The 13976-nt window shown below is 59.5% G+C and carries 15 protein-coding genes; 10 read left to right on the plus strand and 5 right to left on the minus strand.

The features are described 5' to 3' along the window. Positions 1-5: 5 nt before the first annotated feature. Both ICA15_RS21060 and ICA15_RS21065 read right to left on the minus strand, forming a co-directional pair. Positions 6-530 (minus strand): KdsC family phosphatase, encoded by a 525-nt coding sequence (locus ICA15_RS21060; RefSeq protein WP_150604408.1) that lies wholly within the window; start codon positions 528-530, stop codon positions 6-8. Further along, a complete protein-coding gene (locus ICA15_RS21065) occupies positions 531-1505 on the minus strand; it encodes a KpsF/GutQ family sugar-phosphate isomerase (RefSeq protein ID WP_150604407.1) in 975 nt (324 codons plus the stop codon). A 275-nt stretch (positions 1506-1780) separates the two neighbouring features. Between ICA15_RS21065 and ICA15_RS21070 the strand changes: the two genes are divergently transcribed. The 10 genes from ICA15_RS21070 to hisC all read left to right on the plus strand — a co-directional run bounded on the left by ICA15_RS21070 (position 1781) and on the right by hisC (position 9752). Further along, a complete protein-coding gene (locus tag ICA15_RS21070) occupies positions 1781-2590 on the plus strand; it encodes an ATP-binding cassette domain-containing protein (RefSeq protein WP_150604406.1) in 810 nt (269 codons plus the stop codon). After that, on the plus strand, positions 2590-3387 hold the full coding sequence (mlaE, locus tag ICA15_RS21075) for a lipid asymmetry maintenance ABC transporter permease subunit MlaE (RefSeq protein WP_042557673.1): 798 nt from the start codon (positions 2590-2592) through the stop codon (positions 3385-3387). The genes ICA15_RS21070 and mlaE overlap by 1 nt, the downstream gene beginning before the upstream one ends. Further along, positions 3387-3854, plus strand: a complete 468-nt coding sequence (mlaD, locus tag ICA15_RS21080; protein ID WP_150595037.1) for an outer membrane lipid asymmetry maintenance protein MlaD — start codon at positions 3387-3389, stop codon at positions 3852-3854. The genes mlaE and mlaD overlap by 1 nt, the downstream gene beginning before the upstream one ends. 11 nt (positions 3855-3865) lie before the next feature. Next, positions 3866-4519, plus strand: coding sequence for a phospholipid-binding protein MlaC (locus ICA15_RS21085; protein WP_150604405.1), 654 nt, complete (start codon positions 3866-3868; stop codon positions 4517-4519). After that, positions 4516-4821: a lipid asymmetry maintenance protein MlaB gene (locus tag ICA15_RS21090; RefSeq protein ID WP_042557676.1), complete on the plus strand. Its 306-nt coding sequence runs from the start codon at positions 4516-4518 to the stop codon at positions 4819-4821. The genes ICA15_RS21085 and ICA15_RS21090 overlap by 4 nt, the downstream gene beginning before the upstream one ends. Before the next feature lie 115 nt (positions 4822-4936). Beyond that, positions 4937-5176: a BolA family protein gene (locus tag ICA15_RS21095; protein WP_007912386.1), complete on the plus strand. Its 240-nt coding sequence runs from the start codon at positions 4937-4939 to the stop codon at positions 5174-5176. A gap of 22 nt (positions 5177-5198) precedes the next feature. Further along, positions 5199-6464 carry a UDP-N-acetylglucosamine 1-carboxyvinyltransferase gene (gene murA / locus ICA15_RS21100; protein WP_150604404.1) on the plus strand — a complete coding sequence of 422 codons (1266 nt, stop codon included), beginning with the start codon at positions 5199-5201 and terminating at the stop codon, positions 6462-6464. Between the two features lie 134 nt (positions 6465-6598). Then, on the plus strand, positions 6599-7234 hold the full coding sequence (hisG, locus tag ICA15_RS21105) for an ATP phosphoribosyltransferase (RefSeq protein WP_008085048.1): 636 nt from the start codon (positions 6599-6601) through the stop codon (positions 7232-7234). A 125-nt stretch (positions 7235-7359) separates the two neighbouring features. Next, positions 7360-8697: a histidinol dehydrogenase gene (gene hisD, locus ICA15_RS21110; protein WP_150604403.1), complete on the plus strand. Its 1338-nt coding sequence runs from the start codon at positions 7360-7362 to the stop codon at positions 8695-8697. Between the two features lie 2 nt (positions 8698-8699). Next, positions 8700-9752 (plus strand): histidinol-phosphate transaminase, encoded by a 1053-nt coding sequence (gene hisC / locus ICA15_RS21115; protein ID WP_210554521.1) that lies wholly within the window; start codon positions 8700-8702, stop codon positions 9750-9752. A 119-nt stretch (positions 9753-9871) separates the two neighbouring features. Here the strand turns inward: hisC and ICA15_RS21120 are convergent, their stop codons facing one another. From ICA15_RS21120 to algW, 3 genes are all read right to left on the minus strand, one after another. Beyond that, positions 9872-10591 (minus strand): DUF4198 domain-containing protein, encoded by a 720-nt coding sequence (locus ICA15_RS21120; protein ID WP_150604401.1) that lies wholly within the window; start codon positions 10589-10591, stop codon positions 9872-9874. A gap of 12 nt (positions 10592-10603) precedes the next feature. Then, positions 10604-12721, minus strand: a complete 2118-nt coding sequence (locus ICA15_RS21125) for a TonB-dependent siderophore receptor (protein ID WP_210554522.1) — start codon at positions 12719-12721, stop codon at positions 10604-10606. A gap of 87 nt (positions 12722-12808) precedes the next feature. Next, entirely contained in the window at positions 12809-13966 is a 1158-nt protein-coding gene (gene algW / locus ICA15_RS21130; protein WP_150604399.1) for a Do family serine endopeptidase AlgW, read from the minus strand. Positions 13967-13976 lie beyond the last annotated feature (10 nt).

Genomic DNA, 13976 nt, shown 5'->3' on the forward strand with positions numbered 1-13976 from the left:
TTGGCTCACAGGTACGCGGCGTTGGCCGCATCGAGGCGGCCCTGGGCGCGCAGGATCAATTCGCAGAATTCGCGGGCAGCACCTTCACCACCTCGGGCGCGGGTAACGCCATGGGCGTGTTCGCGGACGAAATCAGCAGCGTTGGCGACGGCCATGCCCAGACCGACGCGGCGGATCACCGGCAGGTCAGGCAAATCGTCGCCCAGATAGGCGACTTGTTCATAGCTTAGGCCCAGTTGCTCAAGCAGGCCGTCCAGAACCACCAATTTGTCTTCGCGTCCCTGAAACAGGTGCGGGATGCCGAGGTTTTTTGCCCGGCGTTCGACCACTGGCGTCTTGCGACCGCTGATGATAGCGGTCTGCACGCCGGCGTTCATGAGCATTTTGATGCCTTGACCGTCGAGGGTGTTGAAGGTCTTGAATTCGCTACCGTCTTCAAGAAAGTACAGGCGTCCGTCAGTGAGGACGCCGTCGACGTCGAAAACCGCCAGTTTGATGGCTTTGCCGCGTTGCAGCAGATCGTCGCTCATTTACATCACTCCTGCGCGCAGCAGATCGGAGAGGTTGAAGGCGCCGACCGGGCGATCCTCCTCGTCGACAACTACCAGTGCGTTGATTCGGTGGTCTTCCATGATTTTCAGGGCTTCGGCGGCGAGCATCTCGGGCCGGGCGGTCTTGCCGTGGGCTGTCATCACCTGGTCGATGGTCGCACTGCGAATATCGATGCTGCGATCAAGGGTGCGGCGCAAATCGCCGTCGGTGAAGATCCCGGCGAGTTTGCCGTCGGCTTCCAGAATGGCGGTCATGCCCAGACCCTTGCGAGTCATTTCCATCAGCGCGTCCTTGAGCAGCGTACCGCGTTGCACCTGCGGCAACTCCTGCCCGGCGTGCATGACGTTTTCCACTTTCAGCAACAGGCGACGGCCAAGGGCGCCACCTGGATGGGAGAAGGCGAAATCTTCAGCGGTAAACCCGCGAGCTTCCAGCAATGCCACGGCCAGGGCATCGCCCATGACCAGCGCTGCGGTGGTCGACGAGGTTGGCGCCAGGTTCAGCGGGCAGGCTTCGTGCTCGACGTGAACGTTGAGGTTCACTTCGGCGGCTTTGGCCAGCGGCGAGGCCGGATTGCCGGTGACGCTGATCAACTGGATGCCCAAACGCTTGATCAATGGCAGCAAGGTGACGATTTCGTTGGTCGAGCCGGAGTTCGACAGGGCCAGGATCACGTCATCACGGGTGATCATGCCCATGTCGCCATGACTGGCTTCGGCCGGGTGAACGAAAAAAGCCGGGGTGCCGGTGCTGGCCAGGGTCGCGGCGATCTTGTTGCCGACGTGCCCTGATTTGCCCATGCCGACCACGACCACACGGCCCTTGCTGGCCAGAATCATCTCGCAGGCGCGTACGAAATCGGCGTCGATATGGGGTAACAAGCCTTGTACGGCTTCCACTTCGAGGCGAATGGTGCGTTGTGCCGATTGAATCAGGTCGCTGGATTGGCTCATGTCAGAAATCGTATAGCCCGATGAAAAGGCGGCGATTATAGCGGTTATGTAGCAAAGCCTCACGCAAGTTCGTCATGCTTTGTCATCCCGTGTTACCAAAACCCGGCAAAAGCGCCTCCGCACCTGTCATCTCGCTGAACACGGGGCGGTACAAGCGTTGGGCGCTTGGCCTTTGCAGTGATATAGTTCGCCGCCAGTTCGGCCTGCCCGGGACGTACGTGCTTTTTAACCAAAGCCAGGCGTCCGAGTGAGAGGCTGCATCGCAAGGAGTTTAGATGAGTGCCGATAACGCCTACGCGGTCGAGCTGAAGGGAGTCTCCTTCAAGCGCGGTGCGCGCAGCATTTTCAATAACGTCGATATTCGCATCCCGCGCGGCAAGGTCACCGGCATCATGGGACCTTCCGGGTGTGGCAAGACCACGCTGCTGCGGTTGATGGGGGCTCAGTTGCGCCCTGCCAGCGGCGAAGTCTGGGTCAACGGTCAGAACCTGCCTGCGCTGTCGCGCAGCGATCTGTTCGATGCGCGCAAGCACATGGGTGTGCTGTTTCAGAGCGGCGCGCTGTTTACCGATCTCGATGTCTTCGAGAACGTCGCTTTTCCCCTGCGCGTTCATACCGAGTTGCCGGAAGAAATGATCCGCGACATCGTCCTGCTCAAATTGCAGGCGGTCGGTTTGCGCGGTGCCATCGAGCTGATGCCCGATGAACTGTCCGGCGGCATGAAGCGTCGCGTGGCTCTGGCCCGTGCCATTGCACTGGATCCGCAGATCCTGTTTTACGACGAACCATTCGTCGGTCAGGACCCGATCGCCATGGGCGTATTGGTGCGTCTGATCCGTTTGCTCAATGATGCGCTGGGCATCACCAGTATCGTGGTGTCCCACGATCTGGCTGAAACCGCGAGCATTGCCGACTATATCTATGTAGTGGGTGATGGTCAGGTGCTGGGGCAGGGTACGCCGGACGAGTTGATGAACTCGGATGAGCCGCGTATCCGTCAGTTCATGTCCGGTAATCCTGATGGCCCGGTGCCGTACCATTTTCCAGCGACGGACTACCGCGCAGATCTTCTGGGGAAGCGCTGATGCGCAGAATTTCATTAATAGAACGCGTGCGCCGGTTCGGCGAAGCGGCGATCGACGCCATTGCGGTGTTCGGTCGGGCGACGCTGTTCCTGTTTCATGCTTTGGTTGGACGTGGCGGCATCAGCGGCGGATTTGGCCTGCTGGTCAAGCAACTGCATTCGGTCGGCGTCATGTCGCTGGTGATCATTGTGGTCTCCGGGGTTTTCATCGGCATGGTTCTGGCGTTGCAGGGGTTCAGCATCCTGTCGAGCTACGGATCGGAGCAGGCGGTAGGGCAGATGGTTGCGCTGACGCTGCTGCGTGAGCTTGGCCCGGTGGTGACCGCGCTTTTGTTTGCCGGGCGCGCCGGTTCGGCGTTGACCGCGGAAATCGGCAACATGAAGTCCACCGAACAGCTTTCCAGTCTGGAAATGATCGGTGTCGACCCGCTTAAATACATTATTGCCCCGCGACTGTGGGCCGGTTTCATTTCCCTGCCGGTGCTGGCAATGATTTTCAGCGTGGTGGGCATCTGGGGCGGTTCGTGGGTCGCTGTCGACTGGCTGGGTGTGTATGAAGGGTCTTACTGGTCGAACATGCAAAACAGTGTGACCTTCACCAGTGACGTGCTCAACGGCGTCATCAAAAGTATCGTTTTCGCCTTTGTCGTGACCTGGATCGCCGTATTCCAAGGCTATGACTGTGAGCCCACTTCCGAGGGGATCAGTCGTGCCACCACCAAGACCGTAGTGTTTGCCTCGCTGGCAGTACTGGGCCTGGACTTTATTCTGACCGCTTTGATGTTTGGAGATTTCTGATGCAAAACCGCACCCTGGAAATCGGTGTCGGCCTGTTCCTGCTGGCAGGGATCCTGGCTCTGTTGCTGCTTGCTTTGCGGGTCAGTGGGCTGTCTCCGACTTCGACCACCGAGACCTATAAACTTTATGCGTATTTCGACAATATCGCCGGTTTGACGGTCAGAGCCAAAGTGACCATGGCCGGTGTCACCATCGGCAAGGTCACTGCAATCGATCTGGATCGCGACAGCTTCACCGGTCGGGTGACCCTGCAAGTGGATAAAAAAGTCGACAATCTGCCGACTGACTCCACAGCGTCTATCCTGACCGCGGGTCTGCTGGGCGAGAAGTACATCGGTATCAGCGTAGGCGGGGAAGACACCGCTCTGAAGGATGGTGGAACCATCCACGACACGCAGTCGTCTCTGGTACTGGAAGACCTGATCGGTAAATTCCTGCTCAATACCGTTAGCAAAGACGCCAAATGAGGAGCTTTTGAATGATCTCTATCTTGCGACGCAGCCTGTTGGTGTTACTGGCGGCCCTGCCTTTGATGGGTAACGCCGTGGCTGCGACTTCGGCCCATGATCTGGTGCAGGACACAACCACCCGGTTGCTGGCCGATCTGGCTGCCAACAAAGAGAAATACAAGCAGGATCCGACCGATTTCTACGCGGCGCTCAACAGCATCGTCGGGCCGGTGGTGGATGCCGAAGGCATTTCGAAAAGCATCATGACGGTGAAGTATTCGCGCAAGGCCACGCCGGCGCAGATGCAAACCTTCCAGGAGAACTTCAAGAAGGGCCTGTTCCAGTTCTACGGCAACGCCTTGCTCGAGTACAACAATCAGGGCATTACCGTTGACCCTGCCAAGGATGAGTCGGGCGATCGCACCAGCGTCAACATGACCGTCAAGGGCAGCAGTGGCGCGGTCTATCCTGTGCAGTACACGCTGGAGAAGATCAACGGCGAGTGGAAACTGCGCAACGTGATCATCAACGGTATCAACATCGGCAAGCTGTTCCGTGATCAGTTCGCTGACGCGATGCAGCGCAATGGCAACAATCTGGACGCAACCATCAACGGTTGGGCCGGTGAGGTGGCCAAGGCCAAGGAAACCACCGAAAAAGCTGCCGAGAAGCCAGCGCAATGAATGAGGCTGCAGTTCGTATGAGTGATGTTGACGAGCTCTTGCTCAGCGGAGTGCTGGATTACCGCACCGGGCCTGATCTGCGCAAGGAAGGTCAGGCGCTGATCAAGTCCAGCAAGGCGTCTTCGCTGGTCATCGACTGCTCGGCCGTAAAGAAATCCAGCAGCGTCGGTTTGTCGTTGCTGCTGTGTTTCATGCGCGATGCACAGGCGGCCGGCAAGGCTGTCAGCATCCGCGCGATGCCCGAAGACATGCGCGAAATTGCTCAGGTCAGTGAACTGACCGAACTGTTGGCGCAACCCTGAACCCGCATCATTAAAGAAGCCCCCCGTCAGAGTCCTGCCATGCGGGGTTCGCAGGCGCGGGGCTTTTTTGTATGATGTCCGACCCGTGCGCACAGGGCGCCGATTGAGGTTGAGCATGCAGGCCGTAGAAGTGAAGAGCTTCCTAGAAGGAAAGCTGCCCGGAACGTTGGTAGAAGTTGAGGGCGAAGGCTGCAATTTCCAGCTGAACGTGATTAGCGATGAACTGGCGGCGTTGAGCCCGGTGAAGCGTCAGCAGCAGATCTATGCCCATTTGAACCCATGGATCACCGATGGCAGCATCCATGCGGTCACTATGAAATTTTTCAGCAGCGCGGCCTGGGCCGAGCGCACCTGAGCCTAAGGGCGTCGAGATTCTTATGGATAAATTGATTATTACCGGTGGCGCTCGTCTTGATGGCGAGATCCGCATTTCCGGGGCAAAGAACTCTGCCCTGCCGATCCTGGCCGCCACTTTGTTGTGCGATGGCCCGGTGACTGTGGCCAACCTGCCGCACCTGCACGACATCACCACCATGATCGAGCTGTTCGGTCGCATGGGCATCGAGCCGGTGATCGACGAGAAGCTCAGCGTCGAAATCGACCCGCGCACCATCAAGACCCTGATCGCCCCGTACGAACTGGTGAAAACCATGCGTGCTTCGATCCTGGTGCTTGGCCCGATGGTTGCCCGTTTCGGTGAAGCCGAAGTCGCACTGCCTGGCGGTTGCGCCATCGGTTCGCGTCCGGTTGACCTGCACATCCGTGGCCTCGAAGCCATGGGCGCAGTGATCGACGTCGAAGGCGGCTACATCAAGGCCAAGGCGCCTGAGGGCGGTCTGCGCGGTGCAAGCTTCTTCTTCGATACCGTCAGTGTGACCGGTACCGAAAACATTATGATGGCTGCTGCTCTGGCCAAGGGCCGCAGCGTGTTGCAGAACGCCGCCCGCGAGCCTGAAGTGGTTGACCTGGCGAACTTCCTCAACGCCATGGGCGCCAAGGTTTCCGGTGCCGGCACCGACACCATCACCATTGATGGCGTCGAGCGTCTGGGTTCGGCTTTCTACAAAGTCATGCCTGACCGTATCGAAACCGGCACCTATCTGGTCGCTGCTGCCGTGACCGGTGGCCGCGTCAAGGTCAAGGACACCGATCCGACCATCCTCGAAGCCGTTCTGGAAAAACTCCGTGAAGCCGGCGCAGAAATCACCTGCGGTGAAGACTGGATCGAGCTGAACATGCACGGCAAGCGTCCGAAAGCGGTCAACGTGCGCACTGCGCCGTACCCGGCGTTCCCGACTGACATGCAGGCGCAGTTCATCTCGCTCAACGCCATTGCCGAAGGCACTGGTGCGGTGATCGAGACGATCTTCGAAAACCGTTTCATGCACGTCTACGAGCTGCACCGCATGGGCGCGCATATTCAGGTTGAAGGCAACACCGCCATCGTCACCGGCATCGAAAAGCTCAAGGGCGCGCCAGTAATGGCCACCGACCTGCGTGCTTCGGCCAGCCTGGTGATCTCGGCGCTGGTTGCCGAAGGCGATACGCTGATCGACCGCATCTACCACATAGACCGTGGTTACGAGTGCATCGAAGAAAAACTGCAGATGCTGGGCGCCAAGATCCGTCGCGTTCCGGGCTGATAACTGCATGTGGACACAGGGACGTGTCCGTTGAATTCGTTTCGAATCGAGGTTTTCATCCGTGAAAACCTCGATGTGTGTCCGGCGCCGATTGCGACCGGACATGAGTACCTTGATAAGGACTGACGTTTCCCATGTTGACCATCGCACTGTCCAAGGGCCGCATCCTTGACGACACCCTGCCGCTTCTCGCTGAAGCGGGCATCGTGCCGACCGAGAATCCGGACAAGAGCCGCAAGCTGATCATCCCCACGACGCAGCCAGACGTACGCCTGCTGATCGTGCGCGCCACTGACGTGCCGACCTATGTCGAGCATGGCGCGGCCGACCTCGGCGTGGCCGGTAAAGACGTGTTGATGGAATACACCGGCCAGGGCTTGTACGAGCCACTGGACCTGCAAATTGCCCAGTGCAAACTGATGACCGCCGGCAAGATCGGCGCCGCCGAGCCAAAGGGCCGCCTGCGTGTGGCGACCAAGTTCGTCAACGTCGCCAAGCGTTACTACGCCGAGCAGGGCCGTCAGGTCGACATCATCAAGCTGTACGGTTCGATGGAACTGGCACCGCTGATTGGCCTGGCCGACAAGATCATTGACGTGGTCGACACCGGCAACACCCTGCGCGCCAACGGCCTGGAACCTCAGGAACTGATCGCCACGATCAGCTCGCGCCTGGTGGTCAACAAGGCTTCGATGAAAATGCAACACGCCCGTATCCAGGCGTTGATCGATACCCTGCGCAACGCAGTGGAATCGCGACACCGCGGCTGATTCACCTGCGCGACCTTGAGTCGCGCCCGTCTATCCGCCTCATAGCCAGAATCTCAGGTGCCCAAGCGGAAACGACTGCTAAGTTAGGGCGCCTGAGTTTTTGCCATTCCTATGAGGCTCTCGCTATGACCGCACCGACTGCAATTCGCCGACTCAACGCTGCTGACCCGGATTTCGCGCATCATCTGGATCATCTGCTGAGCTGGGAAAGTGTGTCTGACGACTCGGTCAATCAGCGCGTGCTGGACATCATCAAGGCTGTGCGCGAGCGTGGCGACGCGGCGTTGGTCGAGTTCACCAAGAAGTTCGACGGTCTCGATGTCGCCTCGATGGCTGACCTGATCCTGCCGCGTGAACGCCTGGAACTGGCCCTGACCCGCATCACCGTAGCGCAGCGTGAAGCGCTGGAAAAAGCCGCGGCCCGCGTGCGCAGCTACCACGAAAAACAGAAACAGGATTCCTGGAGCTACACCGAGGCCGACGGCACGGTGCTGGGCCAGAAGGTCACGCCGCTGGATCGCGCGGGCCTCTACGTGCCGGGCGGCAAGGCGTCGTATCCGTCGTCGGTGTTGATGAACGCGATTCCGGCCAAGGTTGCCGGCGTGACCGAAGTGGTCATGGTCGTGCCGACCCCGCGGGGTGAAATCAACGAGTTGGTGCTCGCTGCCGCGTGCATTGCCGGCGTCGATCGGGTCTTCACCATCGGTGGCGCACAAGCCGTTGCCGCGCTGGCCTATGGCACCGAAAGCGTGCCGAAAGTGGATAAGGTCGTCGGCCCCGGCAATATCTATGTCGCCACCGCCAAGCGCCACGTTTTCGGTCAGGTTGGCATCGACATGATCGCCGGCCCTTCGGAAATCCTCGTTGTGTGCGATGGTCAGACCGACCCGGACTGGATCGCCATGGACCTGTTCTCCCAGGCCGAGCACGATGAAGACGCGCAAGCGATTCTGGTCAGCCCCGACGCCGAGTTCCTCGACAGGGTCGCCGCGAGCATCGACAAGCTGCTGCCGACCATGGATCGCGCAGCCATCATCGAAACTTCCATCAATGGCCGCGGTGCGTTGATTCACGTGCGTGACATGGCCCAGGCCATCGAAGTCGCCAACCGCATTGCGCCAGAACACCTTGAACTGTCGGTCGCCGACCCGCAGGCCTGGTTGCCGCAGATCCGCCACGCCGGTGCGATCTTCATGGGCCGCCACACCTCTGAAGCGCTGGGTGATTACTGCGCAGGCCCGAACCACGTGCTGCCGACTTCCGGCACCGCGCGTTTCTCTTCGCCGCTGGGTGTGTACGACTTCCAGAAGCGTTCCTCGATCATCTTCTGCTCCGAGGCCGGTGCTTCCGAACTGGGCAAGACTGCGTCCGTTCTGGCTCGTGGTGAATCGCTGAGCGCTCACGCACGTAGCGCCGAATACCGCATCAAAGACGAAGACTTTCTTCAAGGTCAGGGGAACTGAACATGAGCAAATTCTGGAGCCCGTTCGTCAAGGATCTGGTGCCTTATGTGCCGGGCGAACAGCCGAAGCTGACCAGGCTGGTCAAGCTCAACACCAACGAAAACCCGTACGGCCCGTCGCCAAAAGCCTTGGCGGCAATGCAGACCGAACTCAACGACAACCTGCGCCTGTACCCGGACCCGAACAGCGATTTGCTGAAAAACGCCGTCGCCACTTATTACGGCGTGCAGACCAATCAGGTGTTCCTCGGCAACGGTTCGGACGAAGTGCTCGCGCACATCTTCCACGGCTTGCTGCAACACGATCAGCCGATTCTGTTCCCGGACATCAGCTACAGCTTTTATCCGGTGTATTGCGGTTTGTACGGCATCAAGTTCGACGCGGTGCCGCTGGATGCGCAGTTCCAGATCAACCCGGCGGATTACGCCAAGCCAAACGGCGGGATCATTTTCCCTAACCCGAACGCCCCGACTGGCTGCCTGTTGGCGCTGGATGCGGTTGAGCGGATTCTCATCGCCAGCCCGAATTCGGTGGTCGTGGTGGACGAGGCGTATATCGACTTCGGCGGTGAAACGGCGATCAGCCTGGTGGATCGTTATCCGAACCTGCTGGTGACGCAGACCCTGTCCAAGTCGCGTTCGTTGGCGGGCCTGCGGGTTGGCCTGGCGGTGGGGCATCCGGATCTGATCGAGGCGCTGGAGCGCATCAAGAACAGCTTCAACTCTTATCCGATTGATCGTTTGGCGAACGTCGGCGCGGCGGCGGCATTCGAGGATCGTGAGTATTTCGACAAGACTTGCCGTTTGGTCATCGAAAGTCGCGAGTGGGTTGTCGCGCAATTGCAGGACAAGGGTTTTGAGGTGTTGCCGTCGGCGGCGAACTTCATTTTTGCCCGTCACCCGCAACATGATGCGGCAGGGTTGGCGGCGAAACTGCGCGAGCAGGGCGTGATTGTGCGGCACTTCAAGCAAGAGCGGATTGCGCAGTTCCTGCGGATCTCGATTGGCACGCCGGAGCAGAATCAGGCGTTGATTGACGGCCTCGGCGAGCTTTGAGCCACCGCTGAACCCTGTAGGAGTGAGCCTGCTCGCGATGCGTTTCAGCATTCAACATGTGAGTTGAATGACACACCGCAATCGCGAGCAGGCTCACTCCTACAAGGGATTTGTGTTGATTATTCGTGATGCGGTTCACCCAAAAACGTCAGCGAACTGAACAACCCGCGACTATTCACATCAACACTGTCCTTCACCGGCACCTCAACCTGTGCCGCAATCACATTCAACCCTTCATTTCGCACCAGCACCTGCGCACGGCCGTCCTTGTCAGTCTCGGTGCTCAGGGTATTCGGTGCACTGCGGTAATCGCCGATCAACTTGACGCCCGCCGCCGGTTTGCCATCAAGCAACACGCGCACCGGCAATGATTTGCCCGGGCCGACGGTCAGCGGATCAACTTCCGGCAGAATCAGCAGCTTGATCTGATCCAGCTTAGGCAGCTTCGCCCCCGGTTGATAAATCGCCAGGCTGTACTTGAACGTCTGCGTCGCCTCGACTGCGCCCGGCACTTTGCTGCGACCTTCGTTGATCCACTTCTTGTCAGCGGTTTGCGACCACATCCCGTTATTCAAAGCCACGGCCATGACCGCGGGTGTTTTCAGCGGCTTGAGACGGGCGTGATCGGGCAGGCGCTCGACGCTGACCGGGATCATCTTGCCGCCCGCGTCATAGGCCCACGCGCCGCTGATTTTCTGGGCCTTGAAGGCGTTGTCCTCGGCGCCGTGGCCGTAGATCACTTCGATGTTGCCGCGCCGTTGTTCGGTCCATAGCCCATGGGCCGAGGCTTGTCCGGCGAACAGCGCGGCGATGACCAGCAGGGTTTTGCCGTATTGCATGGTGACGTCCTTTTACAGATTGAGTGACAGGCTGACGGTGAAATTGCGCGGCTCGCCGGGGTTGACCCAGTAGTTGCTGTAAGAGCGCTCGTAGTATTTTTCGTCGAAAACGTTGTTCAGGTTCAGGCCGACGGTGACGTTGTCGCTGGCCTTGTAATGGGCCAGCAGGTCGACGGTGTGATAGGCCGGCAATTCGAAGTCGCTGCCGGATTCGCCCGAGCGGTCACCGACATAAGTGAACGCGGCGCCAACATCCGAGCCGCGCAGAAGCCCGTCCTGAAATTCATAAACACCCAGCAGACTGCCGCTGCGTTTGGCCACGCCGAGGATGCGGCTGCCGGTGGGAATCACGGCGTCACCCTGAGTTACTTCGGCGTCGATGTAGGCGAAGGCGCCAATCACCCGCAGGGCATCGGTGACTTGGCCGGTCACCTGCAGATCGAAACCGCGACTGCGCGCCTTGCCCATCGCACGGTTGGTGTCGGTGGCGGGGTCGAGCGCGAGGACGTTTTCCTTGTCGATGTGAAAGAAGGCGAGGGTGCTGCTCAGACGTTCGTCGAACAGTTCGTTTTTGATGCCGATTTCGTAGCCGACACCTTCCTCCGGATCGAAGGATTTGCCGGTCGCATCAAGACCGTTGTTCGGTTTGAACGAGGTCGAGGCGTTGGCGAACAGGCCGGTGTTCGGCGTCAGTTGATAGAGCAGGCCGGCGCGCTGGGTGAGAGCGTCGTGGGTCTGACGGCTGCTGGCGTTGCGGCTGTGGTCATTGATGTTTTGTTCGAAGTGTTCGAAGCGTGCGCCGATCATCCCGCGCAATTTGTCGGTAAAGACGATTTGATCCTGCAGGTTCAGCGCATGGCTTTCGAGGTGCTCGAAAGTGTCAGTGCCCGAGCGGGCGCCGTTGGGTTTCTGCTGGCCGTAGATCGGTTTGTAAATGTCGATGGCGTAGGGGCCGCCGGCGAGGGTGGTGACGCGCTCGTTCTTGCGGAAGTTCTCGTATTCGCTGCCGATCAGCAGTTCGTGCTGCCATGGGCCGAGGTCGAACAAACCGCGCAATTCCAGTTGGGTGATGCTGTCGTGCCAGTTGGTATCGCGCTCGCGGTAACGGCGGTTGACGGTGTGGCCATCGGCGTTCAACGGGCGACTTTCAGAGGCATCGCCCCAGAGTTTGCCTTCCTTGTAATGGCTGGCCAGGCGCAGTTTCCAGCTGTCGTTAAGATGGTGCTCGAGCGTCGCCTGAAGCAGGTTGTTGTGGTTGTCGATGTTGCCGTCGTTGGGCTCGCCGAGGAACGTCGAACGTGAAACACCGCTCCACTTATTGTTCGGCGCGACGATGCCACGGTCGAACGTCGAACTGTGGCGGACGATTTCGCTTTCCACCAAAAGCGACGTATCCGGGTTCAGTTGCCAGCTGATCGAGGGCGCGACGAATACGCGTTTGCTGTCGACGTGATCGCGAAAGCTGTGGTTGTCCTCGACTGCAAGGTTGATCCGCGAGAGCACGTCACCCTGTTCATCGAGCGGGGTGTTGACGTCCAGCGCCGTGCGATAACGATCCCAACTGCCAGCGCTGGTCTGCAACGTGGTAAAGGCTTCGGGCTGTGGTTTTTTGGTGACGATGTTCACCGTGCCACCCGGGTCTCCACGGCCATAAAGGCTGGCCGCCGGGCCTTTGAGCACTTCGATACGCTCGATATTGGCTGCGTCCGGTGTGCTCGGGTAGCCACGATTGGCGCTGAAGCCGTCCTTGTAGAACTCCGAGGTGGTGAAACCGCGCACGCTGTATTCGTAGAGCGTCAGGCCGCCGAAGTTGTTTTGCTTCGATACGCCGCCGGCGAAATCCAGCGCGCGCTCGACGCTGGTGCTGCCCAGATCCTTGAGCACGCTCGCGGGCACCACGCTGATTGCCTGCGGGATATCGCGTATCGCGGTGTCGGTTTTGGTCGCACTGGATGAGCGCGTGGCGCGGTAGCCCTTGACCGGGCCGGTGGGGGATTCGTAATCGGAGGTAACGCTGATCGCGTCCAGTTCGAGCGGTTGCGACTCTTCGGCAAAGGCCGCATCGCCCAGCAAAGCAAGGGGTAGACCGAGAGTCAGGCCAAGCAGCGAGGCCTTTGTTCGAGACGACATGTTATGTTGTTCCAATTGTTAGATTGAAACAATATAACATGCCTTTTGAGAATGTCTTTTATTCGCGCCGTCGACGCGAATAAATTTTTACTCTTGTTTTTCCTTCACCGGCGCCGGCGGTGGACGCAGGCCGATTTCCGCCGAGAGCTTGATCTCCTTGCCGTTACGCATCACTTGAATCGTGACCTTGTCGGTCGGCTTGATCCGCGCCACCTGGTTCATCGAGCGACGACCATCGCCGGCCGGTTCGCCATCAATGCTCAGAATCACGTCGCCCAATTGCAGGCCGGCCTTCTGTGCCGGGCCGTCGCGGAAGATCCCGGCGACGACAATGCCCGGACGCCCGGACAGACCAAACGATTCGGCCAGTTCCTGAGTCAATGGCTGCACTTCGATACCGAGCCAGCCGCGAATTACCTGCCCGTGCTCGATGATCGACTTCATTACTTCCATCGCCAGTTTCACCGGGATGGCAAAACCGATGCCCTGCGAGCCACCGGACTTGGAGAAAATCGCCGTGTTGATGCCGGTGAGGTTGCCGTTGGCATCCACCAGTGCACCGCCGGAGTTGCCCGGGTTGATCGCCGCGTCGGTCTGGATGAAGTCTTCGTAGTTGTTCAGGCCCAACTGATTACGCCCGGTGGCGCTGATGATGCCCATGGTCACGGTCTGGCCGACGCCGAACGGGTTGCCGATGGCCAGCGCAACGTCGCCGATGCGGATGCTGTCGGAACGGCCGACAGTGATCGCTGGCAGGTTTTTCAAGTCGATTTTCAGGACGGCGAGATCGGTTTCCGGGTCGCTGCCGATCACTCGGGCCAGGGTTTCCCGGCCATCCTTGAGCGCTACGACAATCTGGTCGGCGCCGCTGGTGACGTGGTTGTTGGTCAGGATGTAGCCTTCCGGGCTCATGATCACGCCGGAACCGAGGCTCGACTCCATGCGCTTCTGCTTCGGCGAGTTGTCACCAAAGAAACGGCGGAACTGTGGATCCTCGAATAAAGGATGCGCCGGCTTGTTGATGACTTTGGTGGTGTACAGGTTGACCACCGATGGCGCGGCGATCGTCACCGCATCCGCATAGGACACCGGCCCCTGCTGCACGCGGGTGGTCTGCGGCGCCTGTTGCAGGTTGACGTCGAGGCTCGGCAGCCCGACCCACTGCGGGTATCGCTGAATAATCAACAGAGCGATAAGCACACCGGCCAACAATGGCCAGCCAAAAAAACGCAGCGCCTTGAACATTAAGCACGTC

Origin of the sequence: Pseudomonas sp. P116 (genome assembly GCF_020149425.1) — a bacterium.
Taxonomy (GTDB): domain Bacteria; phylum Pseudomonadota; class Gammaproteobacteria; order Pseudomonadales; family Pseudomonadaceae; genus Aquipseudomonas; species Aquipseudomonas anatoliensis.

What these genes read in the sequence shown, in the direction of transcription:
- ICA15_RS21060 (WP_150604408.1), bottom strand. Translation starts at nt 530, where the DNA reads ATGAGCGACGATCTGCTGCAACGCGGCAAAGCCATCAAACTGGCGGTT.
- ICA15_RS21065 (WP_150604407.1), bottom strand. Translation starts at nt 1,505, where the DNA reads ATGAGCCAATCCAGCGACCTGATTCAATCGGCACAACGCACCATTCGC.
- ICA15_RS21070 (WP_150604406.1), top strand. Translation starts at nt 1,781, where the DNA reads ATGAGTGCCGATAACGCCTACGCGGTCGAGCTGAAGGGAGTCTCCTTC.
- mlaE (WP_042557673.1), top strand. Translation starts at nt 2,590, where the DNA reads ATGCGCAGAATTTCATTAATAGAACGCGTGCGCCGGTTCGGCGAAGCG.
- mlaD (WP_150595037.1), top strand. Translation starts at nt 3,387, where the DNA reads ATGCAAAACCGCACCCTGGAAATCGGTGTCGGCCTGTTCCTGCTGGCA.
- ICA15_RS21085 (WP_150604405.1), top strand. Translation starts at nt 3,866, where the DNA reads ATGATCTCTATCTTGCGACGCAGCCTGTTGGTGTTACTGGCGGCCCTG.
- ICA15_RS21090 (WP_042557676.1), top strand. Translation starts at nt 4,516, where the DNA reads ATGAATGAGGCTGCAGTTCGTATGAGTGATGTTGACGAGCTCTTGCTC.
- ICA15_RS21095 (WP_007912386.1), top strand. Translation starts at nt 4,937, where the DNA reads ATGCAGGCCGTAGAAGTGAAGAGCTTCCTAGAAGGAAAGCTGCCCGGA.
- murA (WP_150604404.1), top strand. Translation starts at nt 5,199, where the DNA reads ATGGATAAATTGATTATTACCGGTGGCGCTCGTCTTGATGGCGAGATC.
- hisG (WP_008085048.1), top strand. Translation starts at nt 6,599, where the DNA reads ATGTTGACCATCGCACTGTCCAAGGGCCGCATCCTTGACGACACCCTG.
- hisD (WP_150604403.1), top strand. Translation starts at nt 7,360, where the DNA reads ATGACCGCACCGACTGCAATTCGCCGACTCAACGCTGCTGACCCGGAT.
- hisC (WP_210554521.1), top strand. Translation starts at nt 8,700, where the DNA reads ATGAGCAAATTCTGGAGCCCGTTCGTCAAGGATCTGGTGCCTTATGTG.
- ICA15_RS21120 (WP_150604401.1), bottom strand. Translation starts at nt 10,591, where the DNA reads ATGCAATACGGCAAAACCCTGCTGGTCATCGCCGCGCTGTTCGCCGGA.
- ICA15_RS21125 (WP_210554522.1), bottom strand. Translation starts at nt 12,721, where the DNA reads ATGTCGTCTCGAACAAAGGCCTCGCTGCTTGGCCTGACTCTCGGTCTA.
- algW (WP_150604399.1), bottom strand. Translation starts at nt 13,966, where the DNA reads ATGTTCAAGGCGCTGCGTTTTTTTGGCTGGCCATTGTTGGCCGGTGTG.